This is a genomic window from Cyanobacteria bacterium GSL.Bin1 (assembly GCA_009909085.1).
Taxonomy (GTDB): Bacteria; Cyanobacteriota; Cyanobacteriia; order Cyanobacteriales; family Rubidibacteraceae; genus Halothece.
This window is the reverse complement of sequence record JAAANX010000068.1, coordinates 1-15680: the sequence shown is the minus strand read 5'-3', so window position 1 is coordinate 15680 and position 15680 is coordinate 1. Positions and strand designations below refer to the sequence as shown.

Here is a 15680-nt window from a genome sequence, read left to right as displayed (position 1 = left end):
ATGAGAAGCGAGAAAAATTTACCCTGATTCTCCTCCGAAGTTTGATGGTGGAATCAATCAATTCCCCTTGATATGATCGCCAAATGGACAATGTGACAGTTGAGGGTGCGGAATGTGGGTTATAAAGTTTGCTATGTCGCCAGTCAATAGTAATTCAGATTTAAGTCAGTTGATTTACATATTCTCGAAATCAACGGGTGTGGCAGGATTCGAACCTGCGACTCGCTGCTTAGAAGGCAGCTACTCTATCCACTGAGTTACACACCCTTACCAGAAAGTTATATTTTATCATAGCATCAGCCCCCCCCAAAAGATAGTAGGATGGGAAAAGCAAGTTTCTTGAAACGACATTAACCGAATCACCTGAGCTTACCTATGAGTCCTAGAAAACTTTCCGATGAGGAAAAAACAGAACTGGTCCGTTTGTATCGTCAAACTGATGAAACAACAGCGACTTTAGCGGATCGCTTTCAGGTGAGTAGTTCGACGGTTAGTCGTATTTTAAGAAATAACTTATCAAGCGAAGAATACATCAATTTGATTCAAAGGAAACGTCATAACCGACAAAAATCTCGTTCTCATTCCTCTTCCCATCAAAACTCAGCTGAAACGGAAAAAACTCAGAATCAAGACCCTCAATTTTCTACTGCTAATTCTGCAGATTCCCCCTCAATTTCTCAAGCTAAGACAACTGAAAATGGTTCTGAAAGTGAGCAAAGTGAGGGATCGTTGACTGCTAGCGATACAAGTCTAAAAACAAGTTTGTCTCCCGAACAAGACGAAACAGAAAATGTCGATGAAATTGATTTTAGTGTCATTAAAGCGATGTTTGGGGAAGATGTCGGAGATGATGATGATTTAGAAGACACAGAAGAGGAAGATTGGGAAGAAGAAGAAACCACTGTCAAACGCGATCAAAAACCAGAAGCGAATGAAGTAGAAGTTTTACCTTTATCGCAAGCAAAGTTTCCTAAAACCTGTTACTTGGTTATTGACCGCGGGGCTAATTTAATTACCAAACCCCTAAAAGAATTTAGTGATTTGGGTAAAATTCCGAGTGTAGAAACGCAACAAAAAACATTACCGATTTTTGATAATCATCGCGTCGCTAGACGATTTTCCAATCGTTCGCAAAAAGTGATTAAAGTTCCTGATGGTCAAATGATCCAAAAAACCAAAGAACAGTTAGAAGCCAAAGGAATTAAACGAATCTTAATGGATGGAAAAGTTTACATGCTTTCTTCTGAACTTAACAATTAATTCTTAAAACTTGACAATCGTTGATGAAGAATTCTCCGTTGGGTTTCCTACAATTGCAGAAAAATTTAAGTTTTATTAATTCTTCTGAAATCACTTAGCAAGAGTTGGTGATTCAATACTCGCAATTCTAAAATAAGTATGAAGCGTTGATTTAGGGAATAGCTAGTGCCATTAGTGATGTAATCAACTGCCAACTCGTGTTAGTGAAACAAAGATTAGAGAAGGAATTAATCCATGAAACTTAGCCGTTTACTGAGGCTTTATGATCAGGGAGAAAGAGATTTTCGGGGGGTCGATCTCAGTGGTCTCGACTTAACGGGAATTACTTTGATTGCTGTTGATTTTACTGGCGCAAATTTAATCGGCGTTAATTTCACCCGGGCGTTCTTAACCAAATCAATTTTTGATGAAGCACAGTTGAATTGGACAAATTTTAGTTACGCTAAACTCAGCGATAGTAGCTTTGAGAATGCTGAGCTTACCAAGGCAGTTTTTCAAGGCAGCTTTATGATGAATTCTATCTTAACTGGGGCGAGGCTATGTGGCGGTAATTTGTCTTATATTAACCTCAAGCGCTCCAATTTAGAACGAACCAATCTTTGTGGGGTCAATGCTTATCAAGCGAATTTGCGAGAAACGAACTTAAAAGCAGCAAACTTAAATTGGGCGAATCTATTAGAAGCGAGATTAACCCGGTCTTCTCTACAAGACGCCTCTTTAAAGGAAGTGAACCTCAAACGAGCGTTTCTCAAAGTTGTTAATTTAAAAAATGTTGACTTGTCAGGGGCAAATTTAGTAGAAGCAAGACTCAGTGGGGCAAATTTAGAAGGGGTTAATTTATCAGGGGCAAAATTAACGCGATCGCGCTTACATTGGACAAACCTAGAACAAGCCAATTTGTCTCAAGCCAATTTAGTCCAAGCCGGATTAGAACAAGCCAATTTATCTCACGCTTGTTTACAAGAAGCCAACTTAAAAGAAGCCAACCTCACCGGTGCAACTTTAAAAGGTACAAATTTGGAAAAAGCTTACCTTCACGGTGCTAAATTACCCCAAATGGGAGAAATGATGAGTAGTTTACCGTTAGAACCTGCCCAATTTCCCCAGGGGAACAGCTACTATTATCAAACTCTCCCCAATCACATGGCGTTATGGAGATAATGACTAATTAAGAAAAATGAGTACAAACCAGCAATATGGTGTTGTTTTAGTCACCGCAGAATCAGAAGCACAAGCTCGCGCGATCGCGTCAGCGATTGTGAAAGAAAAATATGGCGCTTGTGTCAGCTTAATGCCGGTTCATTCGGTTTACACTTGGGAGAATGAAGTCCACAGCGACCCGGAATGGCAGCTGATCATTAAAACGGATTTAAATTACTACTCGCAATTAGAAACGCGCATTCGTGAACTCCACTCCTATGATGTTCCGGAAATTATTGCCCTCCCGATCCAAGCGGGATTAACCGCTTATTTGCAGTGGATTGGGGAAAGTGTGTCTCCAGAGTAAGTAAGGAAAATCTGACCTCATCAAGGGTAAGATTTCAGATGAAAAATACCTGTGGCACAATAAAACAGGTAGATTGAGGTATTGGGCTATGACTAAGTTTGTTTTCGTTACCGGTGGTGTCGTTTCGAGTATTGGTAAGGGAATTGTTGCTGCCAGTTTAGGACGGTTGTTTAAGTCCCGTGACTATTCTGTTTCCATCTTAAAACTTGATCCCTATATTAACGTTGACCCAGGAACCATGAGTCCGTTTCAGCATGGAGAAGTTTTCGTTACGGATGACGGTGCGGAAACCGACTTAGACTTAGGACACTATGAACGCTTCACTGATACGTCCATGTCACGTCTCAATAGTGTTACAACTGGTTCGATCTATCAGGCAGTGATTAACAAAGAACGTCGCGGCGATTATCAAGGGGGAACCGTACAGGTGATTCCCCATATTACCCAAGAAATTAAAGAACGGATTCATCGTGTGGCTGAAAATACCAACCCCGATATTGTGATTACTGAAGTAGGGGGAACCGTTGGCGATATTGAGTCATTACCTTTCCTAGAAGCGATTCGGCAATTTCGGAAAGAAGTAGGACGTAATAATGTACTGTATATGCACGTTACTTTACTCCCCTGGATTGCCTCAGCAGGGGAAATGAAAACCAAACCTACCCAGCATTCAGTAAAAGAACTGCGTTCGATTGGGATTCAACCGGATGTTTTGATCTGTCGCTGCGATCGCGCTTTAGAAGAAAATCTCAAAGAAAAACTGTCTGAATTCTGCGATGTCCCCGTCGAATCGGTGATTACCGCCCAAGATGCCACTAGTATTTATGAAGTGCCTTTAATTTTAGAAAAAGAAGGCTTAGCCCAGCAAACCCTAGAATTATTAGCTTTAGAACAGCGACAACCCGACTTGCGGCAATGGCAAACCCTCGTGGAAAATATGGCGAGTCCGAAGCAAGGGATTGAAATCGCGATTGTTGGCAAATATATTCAACTCAGCGATGCTTATCTCTCCTTAGTCGAAGCCCTTCGTCACGGCGCGATCGCGCTGGGTAGTGAAATCAAACTCCGTTGGGTGAATGCTGAGGAAATCGAAGAAAATCGCCCAGAAACTTACCTGAACAATATCAGTGGGATCATTGTTCCCGGTGGCTTCGGTATTCGGGGCATTGAAGGCAAAATTCAAGCCGTTGAGTATGCACGCACTCATAATATTCCCTTCTTAGGACTTTGTTTGGGAATGCACTGCGCAGTTGTAGAATGGGCACGGAATGTTGCTAACCTGGAACGAGCTAGCAGTGCTGAATTTGATACAGATACTCCGAATCCAGTGATTAATTTGCTGCCAGAACAACAGGATGTGATTGATCTGGGGGGAACGATGCGTCTCGGCTTATATCCCTCCCGCTTAAATGTCGATAGTCGCGCCTACAGTCTCTATCAACAGGAAGTGATCTACGAACGTCATCGCCACCGTTATGAGTTTAATAATGCTTATCGTAGTCTCTTCTTGGAAAGTGGTTACGCCATTGGTGGAACTTCTCTTGACGGGCGCTTGGTGGAAATGATTGAACGCCCGGATCATCCCTTCTTTATTGCCACCCAATTCCATCCGGAATTCCGTTCTCGTCCCAATCAGCCTCACCCTCTCTTCTTAGGGTTTGTGGAAGCAGCCATGGCCCAATATTCTTTTGAAATTGTCCCCTCCGTCTCCAAAAAAACCGTGCAAGAAATGCAAGTGGGCATGGGCGGAAATGTCCCGGCAGAAGTAATTAATTAGAATGGGAACTTAGGGAAGACAAGGATCGCTTCCCCTTACCCTCTAGTGGGTCATTGGTCATTAGTCATTAGTCATTAGTCATTAGTCATTAGTCATTAGTCATTGGTCATTGGTCATTGGTTCACCCACTCTCCTTGTCTCCCTTATCTCCCTTGTCTCCCTTGTCCCCCTTGTCTTCCTTGTCTCCCCCATCCCACCTCGATCCATCATTTCAAAACTGACCGACGACTAGAATGCGGAATTCATCACGCAGTACGAAGATGTTCCAAACCACACGGAGACGCTTAGCCCTCTGGTACGCGACAGTAACTGCAGTTCTCTTGCTGCTATTTGCCACGGGCGTCTATTTTTATGTTCGTAGTACCCTAATTGAGCGAATTGACGATACCTTAAAGCACGTGGTAGAAGTCGTTGAGCGTTCCCTGGTCATTCAACCGGTTGCCACCGGCGATAACGGCTATCGTCTTGATATTGAAACGAGTTTTCGCAATGATACTGAAACAGTGGAAGATGACCGGATCGATTTAGAATGGTTTAGCCCGCAAGGGGAATTAGTGTGGTCAACTTTTTCCGAATCACTGAATTATCCGCTGCATAAAAATCGTTCTACAGAAACGGTGCATTTGGCTTCGGGGTATCTTCTCCGACAAGTAACCGAACCCGTCACTTTAGGCAAACAAACCCTTGGCTATCTTCGCGTCAGTCATCCTTGGTTTGAGGTAACTAAGCCCATCCGACAGTTGCTGTTAGATTTAATTATTGGGATTAGTGCGGTTGTGGTTTGTGTGGCGGGAATAAGCTGGTGGTTATCAGGAATTGCCATTCAACCGGTCAAGGAATCGTATCAGAGTCTCAAACAATTTACCGCCGATGCTTCTCATGAATTACGGAATCCCATTGCGATGATTCAAACCAATGTTCAAATGGCGTTGGCGTATCCCGATGGTGAGTTACAGCAACAGCAGTTACAAGTCATTGAACGCTTGACCCAACGCTTAGGAAAACTGGTCAATGATTTATTATTCCTCGCGCGATCAGATAGTGGGATGATTGAAACCGAACAGCAATCGGTTCCCTTAGATGCCTTATTGATGGCAGTGATTGAAGAACAAAGCGCGATCGCGCAGCAAAAAGGGATTCAACTTAGTTTAAATCTTCCTGAATCCGACACAGCTTTGACCGTTATAGGAGATTGGGATCAGTTGGCGCGGTTGTTTACGAACCTGATCAGTAACGGGATTGAACATTCAATCTCCGATCAAGAGAAAACCGCAGCTACCGTTAGCATCGAGATCAAACCCATCAAACGCAACCATCATCCCTATTTACAGGTGCAAGTCCAAGATACGGGAAAAGGGATTCCAGAAACGGCAATTCCCCATCTGTTTGATCGCTTTTATCGGGTGTCTCCTTATCCCAAAGCTAGCACCAGCAAAGGCACAACCGGTGCTGGACTGGGTCTCGCGATCGCGCAAGCGATTGTTGATAACCATCAAGGACAAATTGCTGTTGAGAGTCCACCTGAACAAGGAACAACCTTTACCGTCACACTTCCGGTCAGCCATACTGAAGCTTATACAAAAATCTGTTAAGTTCAGTGTCGATTGATGAGCTAATTCGAGACACTAGAAGGTAATGGAATTCTCGATTAAGGAGTATTTTTCCTATGAATCAATCTCAAAACTATTTTTCGGGGCTGAAATGGACCCCGCAAGCCCAAGCGAAATTGAAAAATATTCCCTTTTTTGTGCGCTCTCAAGCCCGCCAGCGAGTTGAAGAAATAGCTTATGCTAATCATTCCGAAGTGGTCACTGCGGAAATGGTGGAAGAAGCCCGCCAAAAGTTTGGGAATTAATCTAAAATGGAGCCGAGCAGAATCGAACTGCTGTCCAGGCTAGCTATTGACCGTTCGCTCATTCACAGGCTTAGTTGCTCTTACCCTGGGCAACGGGGCTCATCCTTGATCCCGGATGAAAGGGATCTTCTGGTGAAGTCTTAGCGCTTGACCAACCAGAGATGGTTCAAGCGAGCAACCGTTGGGGTTTTACCCATTGCCCTTAACGGTGTCAGACAATGAGTGCTCGAACCTAGTTAGAGGTTTTTTTAGGCAACAGCAGCTGCCTTACGAGCGAAAGGAACGATGTTGTTCGCAATTACTATTTGTTTGAGCCTTGATTTGTGAGAGTAGACTCACTCTCAGCCTGCATCACGGGGTGGCTTTTACTAGCCTGTCGAAACCATTACGGCCCCGTGCTTCATTTACTATGATAAAGGATTGACTCAAGTTTTGACAAGTATAGAGTAGGGGTTATTACCGCAAGGCTTGGGTGCGTTGTTGGTAGATTTGGGCGTTTAAGCCATCCCCCTGAGTTGGATTATTCATTTGCGCTTTCAGGACTTGGATACGCTGACCTGTGGCAGGGTGAGTACTTAAAAAGCTCGGCGGGGCGCCCCCTTGCCGTTGTAATTTTTCCATGAAGGTCACCATTCCAATCGGGGCATAACCCGCTTGCCTAAGCATCCTTAACCCTCTCTCGTCAGCTTCTAATTCATCTTGACGGCTATTAGGACGACTCACTGCTAATTCCACGCCAATTTGCACCGCGTTACTTTCATCTAATCCGGCTGCCGAGAGGAGTCCTTGCGCGATCGCGCGTTGTCTCATTTGTTCAACGGCGTGTCTAGAGGCAATGTGCCCAATTTCGTGAGCAACAACACTGGCTAATTCCGATTCATTGTCTGCCGTTGCTATCAAGCCTGTATTGATATAGACAAAACCGCCCATAGTAGCAAAGGCGTTAATACTGTCATCTTCAACCACTTGGAAGGTGTAGGGAAGACCAGGACGATCGCTATGAGGAACGAGACGTTGACCAATGCGATCAACATAAGCATTCAGTTGAGAATTGTCAGATAAAGTAATTTCATTTTCAACTAGTTGCTGATTAATTTTTCTTCCCAACTTTACTTCTTGTTGGTCAGACATATTCGAGAGTTGAAAGACTTGCACGCCTCGGAAGAGGAGATCGAAAAAAGAAAACCCTTGTGCTACTTGGGGAGTCCCAATCACTAAGCCAGTGGCAATCAAGAGGGAAACGAGTCCATATCGCCACCGCTTTTGCATGGGTTTTAGGAGTTTCAAGAGTACGGTCTTCATAAGGATTAATCAAGAATGAGGAGGTTACTTTAGTTCTAGCAAGAAATTGCTCAATCAGGATCGCAGCTAGGTAAGAAAGAGAATCGGCACAAATTGATGTGAAAAACGTTAGTTACGATTTGATGACAGGAAGGGAAAAAATTAGTGACACTGAAACAAACTAATCACTCCCCTGTACTAAAGGAAACGAAACCGTCACTGTTGTTCCGACTCCTAACTGGGAAGTCACCGTAATTTTGCCATCCATCCCCTCAACTAAGGTCTTGACAATGGATAAACCCAACCCAGTGCCACCTGTCGAGCGGGAACGGGCATCATCGACTCGATAAAACCGTTCAAAAATGCGACTTTGTTGAGCAAACGGAATCCCCATCCCATAATCGCTTACTGCTAAGAGGGCAATATTCTCTTTTGTTTCTAAGTTAAGGAGCACGGGTTGTTCGGGTTCGGAATATTTCACAGCGTTGTCGATGAGGTTCAGTAGCACTTGCTTGAGACGATTAACATCGACATTAACAAAAACTGGGTCAGTCGTTCCTTCGTAAACGACAGCGCGATCGTGGTATTGCTCAGTGAGGCTGATTACTTCTTGTACAAATACGTTTAAGGATACTCTCTCCATTTGAAACTGCATCTGACCATTATCAATACGGGCTAAAGTCAATAAATCTTGTAAGAGTTGAATGGTGCGATCCGCTTCTGAGGTTGCCATGGCTAAGGCGTCCCGTTGCGGTGGACTTAAATTATCTCCTCGCCGTTGTACACTTTGTAAGTAACCCGACACAATCGTTAAGGGGGTGCGTAACTCATGAGAAACATCACTCACAAATTGACGTTGCTGTTCCCAGGCTGTATGTAAACGCATCAACATTTCATCAAAACGCTCAGCTAATTGTTTCACTTCCGTGGGAGCACGATTCAGTTGAATTTTTGCTTCTCCCAGTTGATCCGCTGAGATACTTTCTGTGAGTTGACAAATGCGATGGAGAGGAACCAGCGATCGCGCAATATAGATCCCTCCCGCGAGACTCATCCCTCCGATGGCGACAACTGTTGCAATGCCCAAATTTCTAATCATTTGCAAAAACATAATTTGGTCGGGGCTGATATCTTGAGCGATATACAATTTACCCGCAGCTTGATTATTGACAGTTAAAGCGCTGGCGCAAAGGATCCAATAGCGATCTTCAACTTCTGAAACAGCAACCCCAGAAAAAGGAAACATGGAAAATGAGGGGGATACAGGTAAGGGTTGCGGCGCTTCTAAACCACCCGTACGCGCAATCAACTGTCCTTGTTCATTTTCAATCCAGAGAAAGACATTATCCCGACTCAAATTTTGCACTGCCTTTTGCATGGCTTCCTGCGGGGGATACATGTCCTGATAAATCTCAATATCTTGCGGTATGCGCTCGGCTAAATAGACAATATTCTCTTTGTGAGCAGCGATGAGAATTTGCTTCATACTCCATCCAAGCCAAATTGCAACCCCCCCCAAACCCACTGCTGATACGGTAGCAATACCAATTGTGAGACGAAACCGTAGCGATTGCGGATTCCAAGTCTTGAATGCACCATGAATTTTCTTTTGCCAAGCATGAAGTAGGGTCATCACCGATCAAAAAGTTCAGCCGTTACCACTCCTAAGTTAAAGGATTATCCTGAGAAGAGACTGAATTTGATTGACTGGACTATCAAATTTGTATTGAGGGACGAGTGAAGTGATCGTTTCTCCTTCAACTACTATAAATTAGGACAGTACCGATTTGTCGTCTAACGAGAAGGCTTTTCCATGACCATTCGATGTAGCTGTGCTTCTTGATGTTGGAAAAATAACCAAGCAATGGGAAAGAAAGTCATGTAGCGATTATGAATTTGCAGACCCACTAATGCTAATGATTTCTCTTGATTTTCCACTAATCTGTCATACCATGCTTTAATGGTTGGTTTGTAGTCATGAATTGAGTCATGAGTAATTTTAAAGCCAACCTGTTCTGCTACCTCAATATGCTGACGATGGAGAGCAAGAAGGGAACCAGGGAAAAAGAGTTGCAGTAAAACTGCTGAAGCAGGATAAGGTTCGCGCTCAAAGGAGAAGAATTGATGCACAGCTAGACCTTCTGGCGTCAGGGCATCATATATTTTTTGATACACCGCTTTTAATTCCTGAGGTCTAACGTGTTCTAAAGCTCCGATCGAGAGGATACGATCATAAGGTGCATTCTCAAATGGCTTGGTAATGAAGTTGGTAAGAGAGACATTAAACCCTAATTTTTCGCGATTATAGCGCAGTTGCTCTTGTGATAAAGTAAATCCTGCTAGCTCACCTTGATGCCCAGAATCTTCGAGAAATTTTAGCATTGCCCCCCAACCACATCCCAGATCCAAAATCTTCTCATGACCGCTTAAGTTTAAGAGAGAGAGAAGATATTGAGCTTTGTTTGTCTGCGCTTCTTCCAACGTTTCTGTATCACTAAGAAATTCAGCACAAGTATAGAATTTGTACTTAGTATCAAGAAATAGAGCATAGAATTCGTTGGATATATCGTAATGGGCTGCAATGCCAATTGCATGATTTTGCTTAAGCATAGAATCGAGATACGCTTTTCGGCGTGACTCTGGCGGATAAGCTTTCAGCAAAGACTCAAGCCAAGATGATTTTGGCTCAGTCCAAAACTTCCAATTTTCTGAGGCTTCTAGAGGAAAGGGTGCATGAATTCTGTAGTTTGCAATTGCATAGAGTGGACCACAAGCAATGAGATTTGAGGCAAATTGAGATAATCTTTTGAGATTATTCATTTTCTTATTTATGCCAAAATGCATAAAAATTACTGCTCGCTACCAATCAATATAAAGCCTTTCTTTTAAGTTTTTTAGAGAGCCACAAAATTTTGTAAAGAAATAGGTAGATAACGTAACAATCCCTTGCTTTTTTGTCTAAAGTTTTAAGTAATAAGAATCTTCATTTGAGCGATTTTAAAAAAACTGAATTGAGAGGTATGAAACATGAATGCCAATCAACTACTCTACCGAAAGGCAAAAGGAGAGAAAACGTTCTGCGGTGTTTATTTACATGGAGCAAATTTCAAGGGTACCTATCTCGAACAAATTGATCTCAGCGCAGCTGATTTGAGCAATGCTGACTTGAGCGAAGCAACGCTGTCTAGCAGTAACCTCAGTCGTGCTAATCTCACGAATGCTGACCTTGATCATGCTGATTTGCGCAGTGCCAATTTGAGTCAAGTAAACTTGATTGGAGCAAGTTTGGTCGGGGCAAAACTCGGGAGAGCGAACTTGAGCGGTGCCGATTTGCGCGGTGCCGATTTAACTGATGCTGACTTAAGTGGTGCGACGTTAACTGATGCTGAATTCAATGGTGCCCTCTTGACAGGGGCTAACATTGGTGATGCTGAGTTACAGCAAGTTGCAACTGACTCGGGTATCGATCATCGGTGGATCAGCTGGTCGTGATATTAATTACTTCCTAAGTTTATTGATCGCATCTCGAATACTGCTAGTGAAGAAAATTACTTCTGTTCTGTTCCCCATTCCCTAAACCAATAACACCGTACTTCACCCAGCTCAGAAGTGATATATTTTTCTGTTATCAGTTGAAGGCAGCAGTTAAAAACACAGTCTACTCTACTCTTTCACGAATAATTTAGATTGTAATTCTCCCTTAATGCGGTTTAAGATTGACTCTTCATCCAGCGAATCCAGAATATTTTTGACTACTGCCTTGGGTCCATCTAATCCCCAAGAAGCTCCATTTGCCAAATAAGTATTACTGACATGACCAATGGCGTAAGAAGAAACGCCAGCAACTCCCGCTTGCGTAATCGCAACGGAAACATAGGGAATTAATGAGGCACCCCCAGTAACTGAGGTGGAGAGTCCTAACAATCCTTTAAGAGAACTTAAGCCTAAGGTGGTTAACACTTCACTGGCGCTAATCCCGCCCATACTAATCGCAATTTTTTGTAAGAGCGCGATCGCGGCCGATTGGGTCATGGGAATTCCATACAATCGAGATAAGGCTAAAATCATTGCGACATCGACGACAGCACCGGTAAATAAGTCTAAAACGGTAACGGGATTGAGCGCCACAGCAACCGCTTTGGTCATTACCGCTTTCCAAATCAGTGCCTCTGCGGCTTCAGATCGAATTTCTAGCTTGCGCTGTAAAATCTGTTCATTGACCTCATCGGCATACAGCATTGTGTTGAGGGCAACCAAAGATTTACCTTCATGATGAAGAATCTCCAAGATTTTCCCTTTCAATTCCTGAACTTGGGGCTTTCCCTGCTGCGTTTTGACTCGGATTGAACCATCCGCTTGGGGCACCCCTCGTCGTTCTAAGGGAGAAGCTGCTACCATCACCACTTCTTCAGGAGTGAGTAGTTCTTTGACGCGATCGCTGCAAATGGTATCGTAAATCGCAGCGCGATCGGTTTCTGGATATTGGTCAATCTTATTAAACACCAACAGCATCGGTTTGCCTACCTCGCGCAACCGTGACAAGGCATTATATTCAACCTTCGTGATATCCCCAGCAATAATAAACAAGATTAGGTCAGCCTGCTTGGCAATTTGATGGGCCATTAACTCGCGGGTTTCCCCATCCACTTCATCAATACCGGGAGTGTCCACTAATTGAATGCTGGCTTGCTCACTACTCGGTAACGACACCCGCAAAATCTCTTGATCGCTATTGCCTAGACTTTCTTCAGTTAATTCCCAATTGGCACTGCCAATGGTCCGTGTCACCCCATGCAAAGGACCAGTTTGAAAGACATTTTCCCCAAGTAGAGCATTCAACACCGAAGACTTTCCTCTGCCCACCATCCCAAACGCAGCAATTTGGACGACAGATTGTTCTAATTTATCTAACATTGCTGTTAGATAGTTAATCTCTGATTCTAGCCCAGACTGTTCTTCTGCGGTGAGATCAATCTGCTGAACAATACTTCTTAAAGAATCTTGAGCTTGTTTATAGTTAATTTCCGCAGTAATCTCTTCAAAGGTAAAAATTACTTCGTCTAACTCATCATTTTGCCCTTTTTCCTTGTTAATTGGCTCAGAATCAGATTTAGCCACAGACGACCTCAAGATAAATGCACTGCTAATTGATCAATAACAAATAACGTCCTCCTTTGTGGAGATTTGCTATCGTGATCCGGAAGAGAGTCATTGATCCAGGGAGTCGGTGGTGAGTGTACCCAAAACAACTGCCTATGTTCGTATTATCCGCCAATCGTTATGGGAAGGACAAATTGAAGGAGAGGTCAGTGCCGGGAGTTATGAATGGTCATTTCAGTGGCAATTCCGGCAAAGTCGTTTAATTGTCGAGCCTTCTTTGGGCAGGGCTTTAATTAGCGAACCCTTAGAACGGTTTTTAGAACGATGTGATTATCAACTCGAGCCAGGAGGGGATTATGAATTTACAGTCCGAGCCAAATTATAGTATGGAATGGCGAGAGAGTCGGAATGAGTGATCAGCTACCCGCTTCTGAAAACTCAATCAAAAAGGTATTTAGAAAGGGAATCAGGTAAAAACAACGAACGAATAAGAAAAATTTAGCCTCTAGCTCATGAAGAAAAAACGTTTTAGAGCAGTAATCATTGTTACAAAAATATCGAATTAATAAAAAATTAAGCTAAGTTTTGTCATTTAATTCTGAACATTTAATTAAAAAAGCAGACTCTACGGTGACTCTTTTTTGTAGAATGAAATCATTATTGCATAGATCGCCAATTGTGCGATTAGGCTTTTGAGTCGGTTTGCAAGAGTAAACTGCACCTACTAATTTTTGTTATTTATGCGAATTATGAGACTTAAAATATTTCTCATATCGGGTAAAAATGATTATTAATCCCCAATAATAGAGTTAAGACGTTCCATGAAACGTCTCATCAAAGATTAAAACTGTCTGTTTTTGAGAGAAAATTTGCAAAAATGAATGATTATCAACTGCCACTCAAACAGGGTCTATACGATCCCCGCTTCGAGCATGATGCTTGCGGTGTTGGCTTTATTGTCCACATGAACGGTCAAAAATCCCATGAACTTGTGGAACAGGCTTTGACGATGTTAAAGAATTTGGAACATCGCGGTGCTTGTGGCGCAGAGACCAATACCGGAGATGGGGCAGGAATCTTAATGCAAATTCCCCATCAGTTTCTGCAAAAAGTTGCAAGGCAAAATAATATTTCTTTACCGGAAGCTGGAGCCTATGGCGTTGGCATGATTTACGCCTCGTGCGATCCGGCGATCCGAGAGCAGGGAAGGAGCATTTTTGAACGGATTGTGACCGAAGAAGGACAAAGGGTTTTAGGGTGGCGTGATGTACCAACGGATGATTCTTCTCTGGGGAAAACCGCCCAGGGGAGCGAACCCTTCATGCAGCAAGTTTTTATTGAACGAGGAACCGGCTTAGATGAAGCCGCGTTTGAACGCAAACTCTTTGTCATTCGCAAGCGAGCTTTTCAAGCGATTCGTCGAGAAATGGGGGATTCGTTTTGGTATGGGGCGAGTCTCTCTTGTCGGACGATGGTTTATAAAGGGATGCTGATGCCGACGCAGGTGGGAGATTATTATCCCGAACTCCGCGATCCAGATTTGAAAAGTGCTTTGGCGTTAGTTCATTCTCGGTTTAGTACCAATACGTTTCCCAGTTGGGAACGCTCCCATCCCTATCGCTACATTGCCCACAATGGGGAAATTAACACGATTATCGGTAATGTCAACTGGATGCACGCCCGCGCCTCATTGTTTGAGTCGGAACAGTTTGGCGATGACCTGAAAAAGCTGCAGGATTTAATTGATATTGATGGCAGTGACTCCAGTATTTTTGACAACACCTTAGAACTTTTGGTTTTAGCGGGTCGATCGCTGCCTCATGCGGTGATGATGATGATTCCAGAACCGTGGACGACGGATGATTCAATCAGTGAGGAGAAACGGGCATTTTATGAATATCATTCCTGTTTGATGGAACCTTGGGATGGTCCGGCTTCCACAACATTTACCGATGGGACAATGGTGGGAGCGGTGCTCGATCGCAATGGCTTACGTCCGTCTCGCTACTACGTCACCAAAGATGACTTTGTGATTATGGCATCGGAAGCAGGGGTGTTACCCGTCGCCCCGGAACAGGTCGCGTTAAAAGGGCGGTTAGAACCCGGGCGGATGTTCCTGGTCAATATGGAAGAGGGACGCATCGTTGCCGATGAGGAGATTAAACAAGCGATTGTTCAAGAACAGCCCTATCAGGATTGGTTAGATCAGCATTTAGTCCCATTAGAGTCTTTACCGGAACCGAATTGGTCATTGGTCATTAGTCATTCGTCATTGGATAACAAAGGACAAAGAACAACGATCCAAAAACAGAGTAGCTTTGGCTATACCTTTGAAGAACTGCGGCTGTTAATCAAACCCATGGCAGAAAATGGGGTAGAAGCAATTGGTTCGATGGGGGCAGATACGCCCTTGGCGGTTCTTTCCGAGCGTCCAAAGCTCCTTTATGATTATTTTCAGCAACTTTTTGCGCAAGTGACGAATCCGCCGATTGATTCGATTCGGGAGGAAATTATTACCTCTCCTGTCACCACTATTGGTGCAGAAGGAAACTTACTCGATCCGAAGCCGGAAAGTTGTCATCTGATCAAATTAAAAACCCCAATTATCACGAATACTGAACTGGCGAAGCTCAAACAGTTGGATGGCGCCTTTCAATCCCTGACGCTACCAATTTTATTTGACCCGAAAACCGGGGTTGCGGGGTTAGAAGCTGCCATTGAGGAAATCTGTCAGCAAGCCGATCGCGCGATCGCGCAAGGCACGAGCATTATTATTCTCAGTGATCGCGATTTTGATAAAAACAAGGCGCCCATTCCCGCCCTCTTAGCAGTATCTGGCTTACATCACCACCTGATCCGTCAAGGCACGCGCACCCGCGTCGGCATTGTTCTCGAATCCG

Annotated in this window: 13 protein-coding genes, 1 tRNA gene and 1 other RNA gene; 9 read left to right on the top strand and 6 right to left on the bottom strand. The window is 43.7% G+C overall.

Annotation, left to right across the window (positions count from 1 at the left end; translation table 11 throughout):
* Positions 1-194: 194 nt before the first annotated feature.
* Positions 195-267: transfer RNA gene (locus GVY04_08805), tRNA-Arg, on the bottom strand.
* Between the two features lie 108 nt (positions 268-375).
* Between GVY04_08805 and GVY04_08800 the strand changes: the two genes are divergently transcribed.
* From GVY04_08800 to GVY04_08775, 6 genes are all read left to right on the top strand, one after another.
* Positions 376-1260 carry a hypothetical protein gene (locus tag GVY04_08800; protein ID NBD16232.1) on the top strand — a complete coding sequence of 295 codons (885 nt, stop codon included), beginning with the start codon at positions 376-378 and terminating at the stop codon, positions 1258-1260.
* 234 nt (positions 1261-1494) lie between these two features.
* Positions 1495-2421, top strand: a complete 927-nt coding sequence (locus GVY04_08795) for a hypothetical protein (GenBank protein NBD16231.1) — start codon at positions 1495-1497, stop codon at positions 2419-2421.
* Positions 2422-2437: 16 nt separating this feature from the next.
* The gene (locus GVY04_08790) at positions 2438-2767 is read left to right on the top strand and encodes a divalent cation tolerance protein CutA (GenBank protein ID NBD16230.1); all 330 of its coding nucleotides are present in this window, start codon (positions 2438-2440) and stop codon (positions 2765-2767) included.
* Positions 2768-2855: 88 nt separating this feature from the next.
* A complete protein-coding gene (locus tag GVY04_08785; protein ID NBD16229.1) occupies positions 2856-4544 on the top strand; it encodes a CTP synthase in 1689 nt (562 codons plus the stop codon).
* 260 nt (positions 4545-4804) lie between these two features.
* Positions 4805-6136, top strand: a complete 1332-nt coding sequence (locus GVY04_08780; protein NBD16228.1) for a sensor histidine kinase — start codon at positions 4805-4807, stop codon at positions 6134-6136.
* A gap of 74 nt (positions 6137-6210) precedes the next feature.
* The gene (locus GVY04_08775; GenBank protein NBD16227.1) at positions 6211-6399 is read left to right on the top strand and encodes a protochlorophyllide oxidoreductase; all 189 of its coding nucleotides are present in this window, start codon (positions 6211-6213) and stop codon (positions 6397-6399) included.
* 4 nt (positions 6400-6403) lie between these two features.
* Here the strand turns inward: GVY04_08775 and ssrA are convergent.
* The 4 genes from ssrA to GVY04_08755 form a co-directional block, all read right to left on the bottom strand.
* Positions 6404-6794: a transfer-messenger RNA gene (gene ssrA, locus GVY04_08770) on the bottom strand.
* Positions 6795-6855: 61 nt separating this feature from the next.
* Positions 6856-7701, bottom strand: a complete 846-nt coding sequence (locus tag GVY04_08765; protein NBD16226.1) for a M48 family metalloprotease — start codon at positions 7699-7701, stop codon at positions 6856-6858.
* Between the two features lie 160 nt (positions 7702-7861).
* Positions 7862-9313: a two-component sensor histidine kinase gene (locus tag GVY04_08760; protein ID NBD16225.1), complete on the bottom strand. Its 1452-nt coding sequence runs from the start codon at positions 9311-9313 to the stop codon at positions 7862-7864.
* 161 nt (positions 9314-9474) lie between these two features.
* Positions 9475-10500: a methyltransferase domain-containing protein gene (locus tag GVY04_08755; GenBank protein ID NBD16224.1), complete on the bottom strand. Its 1026-nt coding sequence runs from the start codon at positions 10498-10500 to the stop codon at positions 9475-9477.
* A 207-nt stretch (positions 10501-10707) separates the two neighbouring features.
* Here GVY04_08755 and GVY04_08750 point away from each other — a divergent pair, with 207 nt between their 5' ends.
* Positions 10708-11172: a pentapeptide repeat-containing protein gene (locus GVY04_08750; GenBank protein ID NBD16223.1), complete on the top strand. Its 465-nt coding sequence runs from the start codon at positions 10708-10710 to the stop codon at positions 11170-11172.
* A gap of 171 nt (positions 11173-11343) precedes the next feature.
* On the opposite strand, the gene GVY04_08745 is transcribed toward GVY04_08750, so the two are convergent.
* Complete coding sequence (locus GVY04_08745) at positions 11344-12798, bottom strand: DUF697 domain-containing protein (protein NBD16222.1); 1455 nt, start codon at positions 12796-12798, stop codon at positions 11344-11346.
* Positions 12799-12910: 112 nt separating this feature from the next.
* Here GVY04_08745 and GVY04_08740 point away from each other — a divergent pair, with 112 nt between their 5' ends.
* Together GVY04_08740 and GVY04_08735 are read left to right on the top strand one after the other, a co-directional pair.
* Positions 12911-13165 (top strand): DUF3146 family protein, encoded by a 255-nt coding sequence (locus tag GVY04_08740; GenBank protein NBD16221.1) that lies wholly within the window; start codon positions 12911-12913, stop codon positions 13163-13165.
* Between the two features lie 492 nt (positions 13166-13657).
* Positions 13658-15680 (top strand): glutamate synthase subunit alpha (locus GVY04_08735; GenBank protein ID NBD16220.1); only part of this gene is annotated, 2023 nt, incomplete at its 3' end.

Excerpts from the sequence above, each read along its gene's own strand:
- GVY04_08755 (NBD16224.1), bottom strand. The coding sequence starts at position 10,500 with ATGAATAATCTCAAAAGATTATCTCAATTTGCCTCAAATCTCATTGCT.
- GVY04_08760 (NBD16225.1), bottom strand. The coding sequence starts at position 9,313 with ATGACCCTACTTCATGCTTGGCAAAAGAAAATTCATGGTGCATTCAAG.
- GVY04_08780 (NBD16228.1), top strand. The coding sequence starts at position 4,805 with ATGTTCCAAACCACACGGAGACGCTTAGCCCTCTGGTACGCGACAGTA.
- GVY04_08795 (NBD16231.1), top strand. The coding sequence starts at position 1,495 with ATGAAACTTAGCCGTTTACTGAGGCTTTATGATCAGGGAGAAAGAGAT.
- GVY04_08785 (NBD16229.1), top strand. The coding sequence starts at position 2,856 with ATGACTAAGTTTGTTTTCGTTACCGGTGGTGTCGTTTCGAGTATTGGT.
- GVY04_08775 (NBD16227.1), top strand. The coding sequence starts at position 6,211 with ATGAATCAATCTCAAAACTATTTTTCGGGGCTGAAATGGACCCCGCAA.
- GVY04_08800 (NBD16232.1), top strand. The coding sequence starts at position 376 with ATGAGTCCTAGAAAACTTTCCGATGAGGAAAAAACAGAACTGGTCCGT.
- GVY04_08790 (NBD16230.1), top strand. The coding sequence starts at position 2,438 with ATGAGTACAAACCAGCAATATGGTGTTGTTTTAGTCACCGCAGAATCA.
- GVY04_08750 (NBD16223.1), top strand. The coding sequence starts at position 10,708 with ATGAATGCCAATCAACTACTCTACCGAAAGGCAAAAGGAGAGAAAACG.
- GVY04_08765 (NBD16226.1), bottom strand. The coding sequence starts at position 7,701 with ATGAAGACCGTACTCTTGAAACTCCTAAAACCCATGCAAAAGCGGTGG.